This is a genomic window from Vreelandella subterranea (assembly GCF_900111305.1).
Lineage (GTDB): Bacteria > Pseudomonadota > Gammaproteobacteria > Pseudomonadales > Halomonadaceae > Vreelandella > Vreelandella subterranea.
Genome location: NZ_FOGS01000002.1, coordinates 18,473 through 33,807 on the forward strand (window position 1 = coordinate 18,473; position 15,335 = coordinate 33,807).

Consider the following 15,335-nt stretch of genomic DNA (forward strand, 5'->3'; position numbering starts at 1 on the left):
CTCTTATGCCATTGCCGACGTCCGTCAAGCTGTTTGAGATGGCCCCCCGGGACGGCCTGCAAAACGAGCCGGGGGGCATCGTGCCCACGGGGACCAAAATCGCCCTGATCGAGCGGCTGGCCAAGGCGGGTATGACGCATATTGAAGCGGCCAGCTTTGTGTCACCCAAGTGGGTGCCGCAAATGGGCGATGCGGCTGAGGTAATGAGCGGCATCAAGCGCCAGCCAGGCGTGGTCTATTCTGCACTGACGCCCAACCTGAAAGGCCTGGAGAACGCCCTGGAAACGGGCGTTGACGAAGTGGCCGTCTTTGGCGCCGCGTCAGAAGCGTTTTCGCAAAAAAATATCAACTGCTCGATTGCCGAGTCACTGGCGCGCTTTGAACCGGTACTGGAACGCGCCCGTGAGGTCGGCATTCGAGTTCGCGGCTACGTCTCCTGCGTGCTGGGCTGTCCGTACGAGGGCGAGATAGCACCTGGCAAGGTGGCCGAGGTAGCCAAGGCACTTTATGACATGGGCTGCTACGAAATTTCACTGGGAGACACCATTGGTGTGGGCACGCCAATGGCCGCCAGGCGCATGATCGAGGCGACGCGCCAGCAGGTGCCCGTCGAGTTTCTGGCCGCTCATTTCCACGATACTTACGGCATGGCGCTGGCGAATCTTTACGCGGTAATGGAAGAAGGCATCAGCGTGATTGATGCCGCCACCGCCGGGCTCGGCGGCTGCCCCTATGCCAAGGGCGCTTCCGGCAATGTGGCCACCGAAGACGTGCTCTACCTGCTTGAAGGGCTGGGGATTGAAACGGGCATCGACCTGCAGGCCGTGATCGATACCGGCTACTGGATTACCGGCCAGTTGGGCCGCAAGCCCAGCTCTAAAGTCGCCCTGGCAAAAGGCCGCGCCAGCTCATAACAAATAACAAACCGTCGCGGCCCTCGCTCGGACAAGACAATAATATTTGGAGAGATACCATGGCATCACCTGCACTTACCCTTCCAAGCTACACCAGCAGCACCGCCCACAAGCCGCTGCTGGGCATGACCATTGGCGATAAATTCGACCAGATCGCCGCGCAGTACCCGGATAACGACGCCTTGATTGCATTACACCAGAATATTCACTGGTGCTACCGCGAGCTCCAGGATGAAGTGAACCGCTGTGCCCGTGCTCTGCTGGCTATTGGCGTCAAAAAAGGCGATCGTGTGGGCATCTGGGCGCCCAACTGCAGCGAATGGACCGTCACCCAATTCGCCACTGCCAAAATTGGCGCCATCCTGGTCAATATTAATCCCTCCTACCGGACCCATGAATTGGAGTACGCGCTGAATCAATCCGGTGCCCGCTTTCTGGTGACGGCCAACCGTTTCAAAACCTCGGACTACAGCGCCATGCTGTATGAACTGGCGCCAGAACTTAACACCTGTGACGAAGGCCGGTTGACGTCACAAAAACTGCCCGAGCTTGAGTGCGTGATTAATTTAAGTGCCGATAAACATCCCGGTATGTGGCGTTGGGCCGACATGATGGAAGCGTCTCGCCACGTCAGCCAAACCGACGTTGACGACCTGCAGGCCACGCTCCAGTTCGACGACCCGATCAATATTCAGTACACCTCGGGCACCACGGGCTTCCCCAAAGGGGCGACGCTCTCCCACCACAATATTCTCAACAATGGCTTCTTCGTTGCTGAAAGCATGGGCTTTACCAGCGAAGATCGCCTGGTGATCCCGGTGCCGCTTTATCACTGCTTTGGCATGGTGATGGGCAACCTGGGCTGCATGACCCATGGTGCGGCCATGATCTACCCGGATGAAGGCTTTGACCCCGGCGCCGTGCTAAAGGCGGTGCACGAACAGAAAGCCACCGCGCTGTACGGCGTGCCGACCATGTTTATCGCCGAGCTTGACCATCCGGACTTTGCAAGCACCGACCTCTCGTCGCTGCGCACCGGGATCATGGCGGGCTCCATCTGCCCCGCCGAGATCATGAAGCAGGTGATCAGCAAGATGAATATGAAGGGTGTGCAGATCGCCTATGGCATGACCGAAACCAGCCCGGTATCCACCCAGACCGGTGCCGATGACAGCCTTGATAAGCGCGTTTCCACCGTGGGGCGTACCCAGCCGCATCTGGAAACCAAAATCGTTGACCCCGGCAACGGCGGTATTCTGCCCCGTGGCGAAATCGGCGAGCTGTGTACTCGCGGCTACAGCGTCATGTTGAAGTACTGGAACAACGACAAAGCCACCGCGGAGGCGATTGACGAGGCAGGCTGGATGCACACCGGCGACCTGGCCACCATGGACGAAGAGGGTTACATCCAGATCGTCGGTCGCATCAAGGACATGGTGATTCGCGGCGGGGAGAACGTCTATCCCAAGGAGATCGAGGAATTCCTTTACGCCCACCCGGCCATTTCAGAAGTACAGGTGACCGGCGTGCCGGACAAGAAGTATGGCGAAGAGCTGATTGCCTGGGTCAAGCTAAACAGCACCGCAGATGAAGTCACTGGGGAAGAACTGCGCGAATACTGCAGGGGCAAGATCACCCACTTCAAGATTCCGCGCTACTTCAAATTCGTCGATGAATTCCCGATGACCGTCACCGGCAAGATCCAGAAATTCAAAATGCGCGAGATTTCCATTCAAGAGCTCGGGTTAGACGACTAGCGGCACACGCTGGCGGCTCGTCGGCTAGCGAAGGAGCATCAAATGGCTTTCCACTCGTCCCGGGTGACGCATTATGGGCAAGCACCTGGTCGAAAACCTGGTCAATAGGGCAATTAAATTGGTAGAAATCAAGGCCAGTTGCTACGCTTACTAGGTCTACCTTTTCATTACGCTTCTAGGTGTAAGAAAAATGCCAATGAAACGCTTGGCAAGCACCCTTCTTTTTTGCGCCGTGCCTTACGCTGGCGCCCATGCTGACGAGTTCGCGCCCGCCACGTCGTATGCCTTGCCCGAAAGTGAGTTAATGCAGCTGGACAATGGCGTCATCCTCGAAGGCAGCGACCTGAGCAGTATCGACAGTTACACCAGCGGCTTCCGGTTAACCGCTGGTTTCAGTCCATGGCAGTTGCCCCAGTTGGATATCGGCGCTGAACTGGCCTACCGCGAGAGCGAAGAAGTCCCCATTTCATCAAGTATGACGCCGTTGATCATGGACACCCTCAGTCTGGGTGGCGCTGTGGTCGCAGGCTTGCGCATGGGGGCGTTCAGCGTTTACGCAAAATCAGGGCTAACCGAGTGGCGCGGTGAAAGCTACCGGCCAATGCAGGACATCGACGAAAGCGGCACCGCCCTACTGCAGGGATTTGGTGCCACCCTCACCGTCGACCGTCTCGTCAGCCGCCTGGAATACGAGCGGGTCGATGACCCCACCCTTGATCATCTCAATATGCTCAGCGCTTCATTGCATCTGCCGTTTTAACTTTTTTCATCACTATCTTCCGTCGGCACAGGCGGCGTCCAGATCGGCACGTCCTCACGCTGGGGCTCGGGCCAATCCTGCTGCATGGCGCTGTTCAGGGCTTCTTCCAGCTTCATGAAAAGCTCGCCGTAGCGAGGGCTGAAGTTGATGCCTTCCTCGATCTCTTTCCAGGCATCGAACAGTTCGTCCTCGTGGGCCTCCTCGTTCTGCACAAATGCCCAGGTCATCTGCTTGGCGCGCATCGGGTGGACCCCCATGGCCGTCAGCGCATGCCCGCCCATCTCCAGCGCGGAATGGTAGGTTTCGCTGACGATGTCGTCGGCACCGGCCTCGCGCAATTGATAACCATGGCCACGGTCAAATGCCCGGGCCAGCACCCACACATGGGGGTAGTAATGCTTGACGTACTTGACCATATCAACGGCACGCTTGCGGTCATCAATGGCCACGACCAGCAAGCGCGCCTGTTCAATACCGGCGGTTTCCAGTAGATCTGAGCGACTGGCATCGCCGAAATAGCTTTTGATGCGGATTCGGCGCAGGTTCTCGATCTGCTCGAGCTCGTGATCGAGCGCGACGATGGGCATGTTGTTGGCGCGCAGCAGGCGGCAAATGATCTGCCCGAAGCGCCCCACGCCCGCCACGATTACCGGCGCCTGCTCGTCGATGTCATCGGGCTGGCGCCCGTCGTTCTTGACCCGGCGATAGCGTGGCAGCACCAAGCGGTCGTAGGCGATGAACAGCAGCGGCGTCAGGAACATCGACAGCGCAATGACCAGCGACAGCACCTGGGAAATCTCGACGGGAATCACGCTATTCTGCACACTGTAGGTCAACAGCACGAACCCGAATTCACCGGCCTGGGCAAGGCTCAGGGTAAACAGCCAACCGTTGCTGCCACGCACCCGAAACAGCAACGCCAAAACGAGCAGGATGGTTGCCTTGACGGCAATTACCACGACGCCAAGTACCAGCACCGTGCCCCACTGCGAGGCCAGTACCTGAAAGTCGATCCCTGCACCGACGGTGATAAAGAACAGGCCAAGCAGAAGCCCCTTGAACGGATCGATATTGGCTTCGATCTCATGCTTGAATTCGCTGTTGGCCAGTACGATACCGCCCAGAAACGCCCCCAGTGCCGGGGAAAGGTTCACCAGGCTCATGAGGGCAGCGATACCGATGACGAGCATCAGCGCCGTCGCCGTGAACACTTCACGCAACCCGGAGCCCACCACGTAACGGAATAGTTTCGGTACCAGGTAGTAACCGCCGGCAATCACGCTGCCGATCGCCGCGACCACCACCAGGGCATACGCCCAGCCGGGCAAGTGCGCCACCAGGCTTAAGCCCGCATGACTGGCGCGATCATCCCCTGCCCCCATCAACGCTGGCAGCGCCAGCAGGGGAATCAGCGCCAGCATGGGAATGACCGCGATGTCCTGGAACAGCAATACGGAGAAGGCGCTGCGGCCTCCCTCGGTTTTTTCCAGGCCCTTTTCACTCAAGGTTTGCAGCACAATCGCTGTCGAGGACAATGCGAACAGCAAGCCGATAGCGAGCGAGGTTTGCCACGTAAGCCCCAGCCACCAGGCAATGGCTGTGCCTGCCACCGTGGTCAAGCCTACCTGCAGTCCGCCAAGACCGACCAGGCGCACGCGCATGGCCCAGAGCCCTTTCGGATCAAGCTCCAGGCCGACCAAAAACAGCATCATCACCACACCAAATTCGGCAAAGTGCTGAATCGTGGTCGTTTCCTGGCCCACCAGACCCAGTATCGGGCCAATGACCACACCGGCCATCAGGTAGCCCAGTACCGAGCCAAGCCCATAGCGTTTTGCAAGGGGAACAGCAATCACCGCCGCCACAAGATAAATAAACGCCTGGATAAAGTACGCGGTCATCGAGACTCCTTGTATTTTTTTAAACTAGCTTGACTTCACTGACGCAAACGGTATCGTACTAGTACGCTAGTACATTATCTATTACCTGGTGGCACACGATGTCTTCAAACCATGCTTTCAAACGATGATTATCAGGCGGAGCTGGTTCGCCACTTGCTTGCCATCGACTCTCCAGAGGCAATGGATGAAGCGCTTGCCAGCCTGCTGACCCCTGCAGAGTATCAAGAAATCAGTAAGCGCCTACAGATTTTCAAGCTGCTGCGCGAGGGGGTCCCCCATCGCAAAATTGCCGAAACCCTGGGCGTAGGGATCGCCACGGTATCCCGTGGCTCACGCGCCTTGACCTCGTTACCCTCTTCACGACCTTCTTCACGGAATGATCATCTATGACCACGGCCGATAAGCAAGACGCACAAGGCCCGCAGCCTTTTACGCTGCCGCGCAAGCCTCACTATGTGACGCTGGCGGCGGACTGTGATTTTTTTGCGCTCTTCCAAAAAATCGAACGGCAGTTTACCAACTGCTACATGCTGGAGTCGCTGGGCGAAGATAGCCATATGGCGCGCCACTCGATCATCGGCTTTGACCCAGAGTACACGCTTTACGCCAACGGCCACACGCTGACGATCGAAGACCGCGACGGCCATGCCAATCACTACCCGAGCGATAACCCTTATGAGTTGCTGCGCAGCCTGATACCCCAGAACATTATTTCGCGTAAATATGCCGGTGGGTTAAGCGGTTACCTCGGTTACGACGCCATGCAGTACTTCGAACCCTCGCTGACACTCAAGGCCAGCGATGACTTCGATACGTTCCGGTTCGGGCTGTATAAAGACGGCTTGATCCTCGACAAGATGACCGGTGAGGTTATCTATTTTTACTACGACAATAGCCGCTACGAGTTCCTGCAGACGCTGATTGACGCCGACGACACGCCCCCCGGCCCGCTGCACATCACTGCCCTGGGTGACACCATGAGCCAGGCAGAGCACGCCGAGGCCGTGGCCAAGGTGAAACAGGACATCATCGACGGCAAGGTCTTCCAGTGCGAGGTCGGCTTTAAAAAGCGCTTCCGGATTCAGGGCGATACCCTGGCGCTATACGACCAGCTACGCACCATTAACCCCTCGCCGCAGATGTACTACGTCAAGTTTGGTGATCAGAAGCTGATTGGCGCAAGCCCGGAGCTGCTGTTTCGACTACGCCAGGGCGAAATGGAAACCTTCCCCCTGGCGGGCACAACAACTCGTGGTCAAACGCCCCAGGAAGATACGCAGCTTGCCCGGGCACTGCTCAATGACCCCAAAGAGATCGCCGAGCACAATATGATCGTCGATCTGCACCGCAATGATATCGGCCGGGTGGCGCAGTTTGGCACGGTAAAAGTCCGCAGCCTGATGGATATCAAGCGTTTCAGCCACGTCCAGCACATCTCCAGCGAGATTGTCGGCATTATCGCCGAAGGTGACGACATGTTCAGCGCCCTGGCCAGCAATTTCCCGGCGGGCACGCTCACCGGCGCCCCCAAGATCGAAGCGATGAAGATTATCGACGACCTGGAAAATGACGGACGGGGCCCCTACGGCGGCGCTGTGGGGCAGTTCTCGTTCAACGGCGACTGCACCTTTGCCATCCCCATTCGTACGGTATTTGTGAACGGCGAGCGTGCTTACGTGCAGACCTGCGGCGGCAACGTATATGACAGCAACGCCGAGGATGAGTACGAAGAGATTCGCCGCAAGTTTGCCGGCACCCGCAAGGCCTTGGCCCCCTTTATGAGCACGGAAACGGAGAGCCCCGCATGAAGGTGCTGATCATCGATAACTACGACTCCTTCACCTATAACCTGTATCAGTTCATTGGTGAGATTCTGACCACCGAAAAAAACCGCGGCAGGGTGCCCCATTTCGAGATACTCGTTAAGCGCAACAACCAGATCGACTTCAAGGCCATTGAAGCCATGGCGCCGGATCGCATTATCATCTCGCCTGGCCCCGGCTCACCGGATGACCCGCGTTACTTCGGCGTCTGTGCAGAGGTGATAGAAAAGCTCGGTAAAACCACCCCGCTGCTGGGGGTTTGTCTCGGCATGCAGGGCATTGTGCACGTGTTTGGCGGCCAGGTGGTCAAGGCGCCGCTACCCATGCACGGCAAGATCAGCCCGATCAATCATAATAACCGCTCGGTGTTTAATGACGTCCCCGACCAGCTCGAAGTGATGCGCTATCACTCGCTGATTGCTGATGCCGCGACCCTGCCTGAATGCCTGGAAGTCACCGCGACGGTAGGTGCCCTGGCGGCTGACAGCTTTGAGCAGCGTAGCCGCTGGCAGGCGGTCGGCGAATTCGAATTGATGGGGGTTAAACACCGGGACTACCCCATTCACGGCATTCAGTTTCACCCGGAATCGTTTGCGACCGAGGGCGGCAAGGAGTTGATTGGCAACTTTCTGTTTGCCTATGACGCCTGACGTCGGCGCTATTACTTTCGGCGCGAGGGAGACTTTCCCTTCATCGGCTTGTTTTTGCCACCACTGCCTTTGACGGGCTTGCCTCGTCCGGTCGCCTTCCTGCCAGAAGGCACGCCACTTGACTTGCCTTTAAGCGCTGGTTTGCCGCCAGCGCTTTTGGCCTTGGGCCGCCCTGACCCGCTGGCAGTGCGTTTTCCCGCCGCTTTTCCAGCCCCTTTTCCCGCCTCTTTGCTCGGCGCTTTGTCACCGGCTTTACCGCCACGCTTGCCCGGCGCGCCAGCGGCATTTTGCCGAGATTTATTCTGTCTGCCCGAACGCTTTGGCGCAGACGAGGGCGCAGGCTTGGCCTCTGAACTGGCGGTTAACGCCTCAATCTTCGCGATCTCTTTCGGGGTCAAGTCGCGCCAGTCGCCCAGCGCCAGGCCCTTGAGCGATACATTCATGATGCGCGTGCGAATGAGCTGGGTGACGTCATAGCCGAAATAATCACACATGCGGCGAATCTGACGGTTCAATCCCTGCACCAACGTTATCGTGAACTCGAAGGTGGATACTTTTTCCACGTGGCATTTCTTGGTGACCTGACCGAGGATGGGTACCCCGTTCTGCATCCCTTGAATGAAGTCATCGGTAATCGGTTTGTTGACCGTTACCCGGTATTCCTTTTCATGGTGGTTGTTGGCCCGCAATATCTTGTTCACCAGGTCGCCATTGTTGGTGAGCAAAATCAGCCCCTGGGAGTCCTTATCCAGCCGACCAATGGGGAAAATGCGCGTGCCGTGTTTTACAAAATCGACAATGTTGTCTTTTTCGCTTGGCTCAGTGGTACAGACAATACCCACCGGCTTATTGAGCACAATGAGGACGAGATCTTCCTCTTCCTGGGGCTCGATATCCTGGCCGTTCACCTTGACCCGGTCGCCTGCCACCACCTGGTCGCCTGTCGTCGCGCGGCGTCCGTTAATCCAGACGTTGCCCTGCTCCACATAGCGGTCGGCTTCCCGCCGTGAGCACAGGCCGCTTTCGCTGATATATTTGTTGATACGGGTAGATTTTCGTAACGTCATAGAACGCCATGTGGCTGAAAGGGATAAAGAAAACGCTTAAAAAGACGACCCGGGCTGCTTCAGAAACGCCAGCTCCTCGTCGGTAGAAACTCGCCCCAGCAGCGCATTACGGTGCGGGTAGCGGCCGAAGCGATCAATAATCGCCTTGTGGCGGACTTCAAAGTCGAAGTTTTTCTCCAACCCCGGCTGGTTGAACAGCGCCACCGCCCGCTCGTGAATCGCCGCCGATTCGCTATGCATATAGGGCATATACAGAAACGCCCGCTGCTCACTGGAAAGCGACGCATCGGCACCAGCGGCCACCGCTTCCTGAGCCAGCGCCAGCGCCAAGGTATCGGTGGCGAAGGCACGGGCGTCGTCGCGGTAGATATTGCGGGAGAACTGATCCAGCACAATGATCTCCGCAAGCCGTCCTCGGGGCGTCTGCCGCCAGGCGTAACACTCGCACTGAGCCGCCTGGGCATGCAGGGTGCCAAACCGTTCCCGAATCGCCTGGTCCATCTCGGGATCTTTTTTAAACCACTGCGCAGGCGTCAAGGCCTCAAACCAGAAGTCGAGCACCGCTTGAACATCCGAGAGCATTGACGCCTCCTTGTTGTAACAAAGTGTTGTAACAAAGGGTTGTGGTGATAAAAGGAACTCGCGGGCGTTGCCTAACCTGTATTACGCAGGCCAGCCGCGATCCCCGCCATGGTAACCATCAGCGCTCGAGACAGGTCAGCGCTAATCGCACCATCAGCATCACGGTTACGCTGCAATAACTCCGCCTGCAAGCCGTGGAGCGGATCGATATAGGGGTTACGCACATCGATCGCCTGACGAATCAGCGGCGTATTTTCGAGCAGTTCCTCCTGCTGCAGAATATCCAGTACGGACTCTTCCAGTCGCGCGAACCGCTCGCGCAGCTGCTTACCCAATGCCTTCAACGAGGGCTCATCCACCAAGCGGTGCTCGTAATAGGCGGCAATCGCCACGTCGGCCTTGGCCAGCAGCATTTCCAGCATATCGAGGTAGGTGCCGAAGAACGGCCACTCGTTGCGCATTTCCTGCAGCACCTCGCGCCCGCCCGGCTGCTCAAGCCGACGCGAGAACGCCTCGCCGCTACCCAGCCACGCGGGCAGCATCAGGCGAATTTGCGTCCAGGCGAAAATCCACGGAATCGCCCGCAGGGTTTCCACCCCACCGTCCTGGCGGCGCTTGGTTGGCCGGGAGCCCAGCGGTAGCCTGCCCAGCGCGCCTTCCGGCGTCACCGAACGGAAGTAGGGTACAAAATCCGGGTCTTCGCGCACAACGCCGACATAGGCGGCGTGGGCGACGCTGGAAAGCTGGTCCATCTCTTCGCGCCAGTGTGGCTCCGGTGCTCTCGGCGGCAGCAGCGTGGCTTCAAGCACGGCACAGGCATAAATCTCCATGGAACGAAGCGCAATATCGGGCTGGCCAAACTTGAAGCGAATCATCTCGCCCTGTTCGGTCACCCTTAAACTGCCGTTCACCGACCCCGGCGGCTGGGAAAGAATCGCCGCGTGGGCGGGGCCGCCGCCACGACCAACGGTGCCACCACGGCCATGGAACAGGGTCAGGTCGACACAGTGGCGCTCGCACACATTGACCAGCGACTCCTGGGCCCGGTACTGCGCCCAGGCGGCGGCCAGCTGCCCGGCATCCTTGGCAGAGTCTGAATAGCCGATCATCACCTCCTGGCCCTTGCGCATCAGCTTGCGATAGCCCGGCAGCGCCAAGAGCTGGTCGATCACGTCGCCTGCATGATCCAGGTCGTTAAGGGTTTCGAACAGCGGCGCGATGGGCAGCGTCACGTTGCCACCGGTTTCCTTCATCAACAGCGCCACGGTAAGCACATCGGAGGGTTCAGCGGCCATGGAGATGATATAGGTACCCAGTGCTTCAGAGTGCTCCTGGGCGATCACCTTGAAGGTATCCAGCACCTCGCGGGACTCCGCCGAACACTCCCAGCGGCGCGGGATCAGCGGCCGCCGCGATTCAAGTTCAGCCAGTAAAAATTCCTGACGCTGGGCTTCATCCCACTCGCGATAGTGGCCAAGATTCAGGGTATCCGTCAGTTCTTCCATGACCTGGGCATGACGGCTGGCTTCCTGGCGAAGGTCTAGCTTGGTCAGCGTGACGCCGAAGACCGCGACGCGGCGCAGGGTGTCCAGTAGCGCGCCATTGGCGATGGTATCCAGGCCTACGTCGCACAGTGAGCGATAGCAGGCCAGCAAGGGGGCATACAGCTGATCGCGGGTTTCGATAATCGCCCCGCCGTCATGGCTCCGCCCTTCCAGTTCGGCCTTGGCCCAGTCGCGGGTGGACTCCATTTTCGCCAGCAGGCGTTTAAGTACTTCGCGGTAAGGCTCGGCCACATCGCCCGCCTCAGCCTTGAGGGCACTATTGGCCTTCCACATGGAGAGTTCGGTCTTGAGCTGTTCAAGGTCGCGCAGGTAAAGGTCCGCCGCCATCCAACGGCCCAACAAAAGCACTTCCTTGGTGACCTTTGCCGTGACATTCGGGTTGCCATCCCGGTCACCCCCCATCCAGGAGGCATAGCGAATGGGCGCAGCATCCAGCGGTAGACGTTCGCCGGCCGTTTCCAGCAGCAGGTTGTCGAGATCCCGGTGAAAGTCAGGCACCGCCTGCCACAGCGAATTTTCAATCACGGCAAAGCCCCACTTGGCTTCATCCACCGGAGTGGGCCGCTCGTGGCGGATCTCGTCGGTGTGCCAGGCCTGGCTGATCAACTCCTCCAGCCGCCCCTGGGCGCGGGCACCACGCTCCGGGTAGTCATCAGAGCCTTCAATGGCCGTCAGGCAGTCATCGATGGCATCGTACTTTTGAATCAGCGTGCGTCGAATGACTTCGGTGGGGTGCGCGGTGAGCACCAGCTCAACCCGCATATTGGCAAGGCTCTCGACCAGCTTGCGCGGCGAGTTGCCTGCCTGCTCGGCGCGTTTGAGCAGCTCGCCAAGCACCGGCTGCGAGCCTGGCTTATAGTCTTCAACGCGGCGGAAACGCGCCCGATAGTGCTGCTCGGCAATGTTGGCGAGGTTGAGAAACTGGTTAAAGGCACGGGTGACGGGCAGCAAATCCTGCTCGGGCAGTTGGCGCAGGTATTCGATCAAGTTGCGTTGCTGTAGCGAATCACCCTGCCGTCCCTGCTTGGCGTGGGCGCGAATGGTTTCGATTTTATCGACAAACGATTGGCCTAGATCATCGGCAATGGTTCGCCCCAGGCTGTCGCCCAGAATACGCACGTTATCGCGTAGCGATTCGTGTAGGTCATGACTCATGGCGTGGCCTCCTTGCAGGGGTCGCGGAATTCAATCAATGGGTTTCTTCGGCTTTGGCCGCCAACCAGTGACTTTCCATCTCGTCTAGAGAGGCATCCGTCAATGGCCGCCCCGCCGCTTCCAGCTCACGCTCGACAAAACGAAAGCGGCGTTCGAATTTGGCATTGGTGTTACGCAGGCACTGCTCGGGGTTGGCACCCATGGTGCGTGCTAAATTAGTGACGGCAAACAATAGGTCGCCCACTTCTTCCTGAGCGTGGACGCTGTCGCCAGCGGCGAGGGCCTCTTCCACTTCATCGAGCTCTTCGCGGATCTTGGCCAGCACGCCCTGCGAATCCGGCCAGTCAAAGCCTACGCGTGCCGCGCGTTTGGAAAGCTTGGCCGCTCGGCTGAGCGCTGGCAGGGTGCGTGGCACGTCGTCAAGCACCGAGGCAGCCGCACTGGCGCTGTCGGCACCTGCCCTTTCATCACGCTCTGCGGCTTTTAACGATTCCCAGCGGCTATTCACCTGCTGGGTCTGCACATCCTCGGCACTTACCCCCGGTGGGCGACGTGAACTCAAGGTGCCATCGGGAAAGACATGCGGGTGGCGACGCAGCATCTTGGCCGTTAGCGTATCGACAATGTCGTGGAAGTCGAAGCGCTGCTCTTCCGCTCCGAACTGGGCGTAGTAAACCACTTGAAACAACAGGTCACCCAGCTCGCCGGGCAGCTCGTCAAAAGCGCGTCGTTCGATGGCATCGGCCACCTCATACGCTTCTTCAAGGGTGTGGGGCACAATGCTGTCCCAGTCCTGCTTGATATCCCAGGGGCAACCCTGTTCGTGGTCACGCAGTACCTGCATCAGGGTTAGCAAATCATCCAGCGAATATCGCATCAGGCCCCGCCTCCCCGCGTTGTCTTGTCCGGATCGGTGTCGCGCAGGCGACGCACCTCGGTCACATTGGGCAATTGCTGAATACGCGAGAAAAGCCGCCCCAGCGCTTCCAGGCCATCGACTTCCAGGGTAATACGCAGCCGGGCAATGCCTTCGTCGGTGTCGGTCAGCGTGTTCACCGCCAGCACGTTGACTTTTTCGTTGCCCAACAGGCCCGTGACGTCGCGCAACAGGCCCGAACGGTCCCAGGCCTGGATCTCGATGGTCACCGGATAGCGCGTCTCGGCGCGCTCGCCCCACTCGACTTCAATAATGCGCTGGGGTTCGTCCAGGCGCAATTGCAGGATATTGCTGCAGTCCTGGCGATGCACCGTCACGCCGCGACCCTGGGTAATGAAACCGACGATAGGCTCGCCGGGAACCGGCCGACAGCAGTTGGCCATGCTGGTTTTCAGGTTGCCGACCCCCAGCACGGTAATGTCACTTTTGGTCGCCTTGCTGGACTGGCGCTTGGGCTTGGGCTTGGCGAGCAGTCGGTCGAGCTGTTCCTGGTCATCGGTTTCACCAAACAGCTGCTGGGCCTGGTGAAGCACCTGTCCGATACGCAAGTCACCCGCCCCCAGTGCGGCGTACATGTCATCCGGTGTCTGGTAATTAACCGCTTTGGCCAGCTTGGGCAGATCGAGCCCGTCGACATCCAGGCGGCGCATTTCGCGATCAAACAGAACGCGCCCTTCCTCCAGGTTCTGGTCGCGTGCCTGGTACTTGAACCAGGCCTGGATCTTCGCCCGGGCCCGGGAGGTGCGCACATAGCCAAGGCTTGGGTTAAGCCAGTCCCGGCTTGGCCCGCCTTTCGTCGCGGTAAGGATCTCGACCTGCTGACCGGATTTCAGCTTGTAGGTAAGCGGCACGATACGGCCATTGACCTTGGCCCCGCGGCAGCGGTGTCCAATTTCAGTGTGCACCCGATAGGCAAAATCGATAGGCGTGGCGATCCGCGGCAGGTCGATGACATGACCATCGGGGGTAAACACATAGATACGATCCGGGGCGACATCGCTTGAAAGCCCTTCGCGCAGGTCGCCAAAGCCGCCCACCTCGTCCTGCCATTCGAGCACCTGGCGCAACCAGGCGATCTTTTCTTCGTAGCTGCGGCTTTTGGCGTTGGTATCGTGGCCCTTGTAGCGCCAATGGGCACAGACGCCAAGCTCAGCTTCGTCGTGCATCGCAAAGGTGCGAATCTGAATTTCCAGCACCTTGTTTTCCGGCCCCATCACGGCCGTGTGCAGTGACTGGTAGCCGTTTTTCTTGGGGTTGGCGATGTAGTCGTCAAACTCGTTGGGTACGTGATGCCAACGGGAATGGACGATGCCCAATACCGTGTAGCAGTCGGTCACTTCGGGGACCAGAATACGCACGGCGCGCACGTCATGAACCTGGGAGAAATCGATCCGTTTGCGCTTCATTTTGCGCCAGATCGAATAGATGTGCTTGGCGCGCCCATCAACATCGTAATGATGGATGTTCTGAGCTTCCATCAAGCCTTTCAAGGTCTCGACCACATCGTTGATATAGCGGTCCCGGTCGAGGCGCTTTTCTGCCAGCAGCTTGGCAATCGCTTTGTATTCTTCTTCGTGGAGGTAACGAAACGACAGGTCTTCCAGCTCCCACTTGAGCTGCCCGATACCCAGACGGTGCGCCAGCGGCGCGTAGATATCGGCCACTTCCCGGGCGACCTGTTGGCACTTTTCCCGGGGCGCATCTTTGACCTGGCGCAGGGCACAGGTACGCTCGGCAATTTTGATCAGCGCCACGCGCACATCGCCGACCATATTGACCAGCATCTTGCGCAGGTTTTCCTGCTGGTTGTGCTGACCCATGCCATGGTTGGGGGCCAGCGGATAGCTGATTGCGGCCATCTGCAAGACACCGTCGATGAGGTTGGCCACCTCATTGCCAAAGCGCTTGGTAACCCCCTCCAGGCTCAACAGGCCTTCACGCACCGCACGGTAGAGCACCGCGGCTTCAAGCGTTGACTGGTCGAGCTTGAGTTCCCCCAGGATGTCGGCCATTTCAAGGCCCATGCGGAAGCTGGACCCCGGCGTCAGCCACACACGGTGCGACCTGGGCGCATCGAGCTCCAGGGTTTGAGCAAGCTCACAGGCCTCGCGCAAACGCTCGGGTTCGGGAAGACGCACGTCTTCTTGCAGGCGAGATAACCATTTCTGCAAGTCCACCGTTCCGCTGTCGGTTAGCGGCTGGTCTTCACGCACTTTTACCATGA

Annotated in this window: 12 protein-coding genes; 6 read left to right on the forward strand and 6 right to left on the reverse strand. The window is 58.8% G+C overall.

Translation table 11 applies throughout. The features are described 5' to 3' along the window. Window positions 1-5: 5 nt before the first annotated feature. From BMX75_RS02945 to BMX75_RS02955, 3 genes are all read left to right on the forward strand, one after another. A complete protein-coding gene (locus tag BMX75_RS02945; protein WP_092825138.1) occupies window positions 6-914 on the forward strand; it encodes a hydroxymethylglutaryl-CoA lyase in 909 nt (302 codons plus the stop codon). Window positions 915-973: 59 nt separating this feature from the next. Next, a complete protein-coding gene (locus BMX75_RS02950; protein ID WP_092825140.1) occupies window positions 974-2,671 on the forward strand; it encodes an AMP-binding protein in 1,698 nt (565 codons plus the stop codon). Between the two features lie 190 nt (window positions 2,672-2,861). Next, complete coding sequence (locus tag BMX75_RS02955; protein WP_092825142.1) at window positions 2,862-3,431, forward strand: hypothetical protein; 570 nt, start codon at window positions 2,862-2,864, stop codon at window positions 3,429-3,431. On the opposite strand, the gene BMX75_RS02960 is transcribed toward BMX75_RS02955, so the two are convergent. Continuing rightward, on the reverse strand, window positions 3,428-5,332 hold the full coding sequence (locus BMX75_RS02960) for a monovalent cation:proton antiporter-2 (CPA2) family protein (protein ID WP_092825144.1): 1,905 nt from the start codon (window positions 5,330-5,332) through the stop codon (window positions 3,428-3,430). The two genes, BMX75_RS02955 and BMX75_RS02960, sit on opposite strands and share 4 nt — an antisense overlap. Window positions 5,333-5,443: 111 nt before the next feature. On the opposite strand from BMX75_RS02960, the gene BMX75_RS02965 reads away from it, so the two are divergent. From BMX75_RS02965 to BMX75_RS02975, 3 genes are read left to right on the forward strand one after another with little or no spacing between them, the layout of a single operon-like run. After that, complete coding sequence (locus tag BMX75_RS02965; RefSeq protein ID WP_066320066.1) at window positions 5,444-5,722, forward strand: Trp family transcriptional regulator; 279 nt, start codon at window positions 5,444-5,446, stop codon at window positions 5,720-5,722. Continuing rightward, window positions 5,719-7,140 (forward strand): anthranilate synthase component I family protein, encoded by a 1,422-nt coding sequence (locus BMX75_RS02970; RefSeq protein ID WP_092825146.1) that lies wholly within the window; start codon window positions 5,719-5,721, stop codon window positions 7,138-7,140. Before BMX75_RS02965 ends, BMX75_RS02970 begins: the two co-directional genes overlap by 4 nt. Continuing rightward, window positions 7,137-7,805, forward strand: coding sequence for an anthranilate synthase component II (locus BMX75_RS02975; RefSeq protein ID WP_092825148.1), 669 nt, complete (start codon window positions 7,137-7,139; stop codon window positions 7,803-7,805). Before BMX75_RS02970 ends, BMX75_RS02975 begins: the two co-directional genes overlap by 4 nt. An 11-nt stretch (window positions 7,806-7,816) precedes the next feature. Here the strand turns inward: BMX75_RS02975 and rluF are convergent, their stop codons facing one another. The 5 genes from rluF to relA all read right to left on the reverse strand — a co-directional run bounded on the left by rluF (window position 7,817) and on the right by relA (window position 15,333). Then, window positions 7,817-8,872, reverse strand: coding sequence for a 23S rRNA pseudouridine(2604) synthase RluF (rluF, locus tag BMX75_RS02980; RefSeq protein WP_092825150.1), 1,056 nt, complete (start codon window positions 8,870-8,872; stop codon window positions 7,817-7,819). Window positions 8,873-8,908: 36 nt separating this feature from the next. Next, the gene (locus BMX75_RS02985; RefSeq protein ID WP_092825152.1) at window positions 8,909-9,454 is read right to left on the reverse strand and encodes a DUF924 family protein; all 546 of its coding nucleotides are present in this window, start codon (window positions 9,452-9,454) and stop codon (window positions 8,909-8,911) included. A gap of 71 nt (window positions 9,455-9,525) precedes the next feature. Next, the gene (gene ppc, locus BMX75_RS02990) at window positions 9,526-12,174 is read right to left on the reverse strand and encodes a phosphoenolpyruvate carboxylase (RefSeq protein WP_092825154.1); all 2,649 of its coding nucleotides are present in this window, start codon (window positions 12,172-12,174) and stop codon (window positions 9,526-9,528) included. Between the two features lie 34 nt (window positions 12,175-12,208). Next, window positions 12,209-13,051, reverse strand: a complete 843-nt coding sequence (gene mazG / locus BMX75_RS02995; protein ID WP_092825156.1) for a nucleoside triphosphate pyrophosphohydrolase — start codon at window positions 13,049-13,051, stop codon at window positions 12,209-12,211. After that, the gene (gene relA / locus BMX75_RS03000; RefSeq protein ID WP_092825158.1) at window positions 13,051-15,333 is read right to left on the reverse strand and encodes a GTP diphosphokinase; all 2,283 of its coding nucleotides are present in this window, start codon (window positions 15,331-15,333) and stop codon (window positions 13,051-13,053) included. Before relA ends, mazG begins: the two co-directional genes overlap by 1 nt. Window positions 15,334-15,335: the final 2 nt, after the last annotated feature.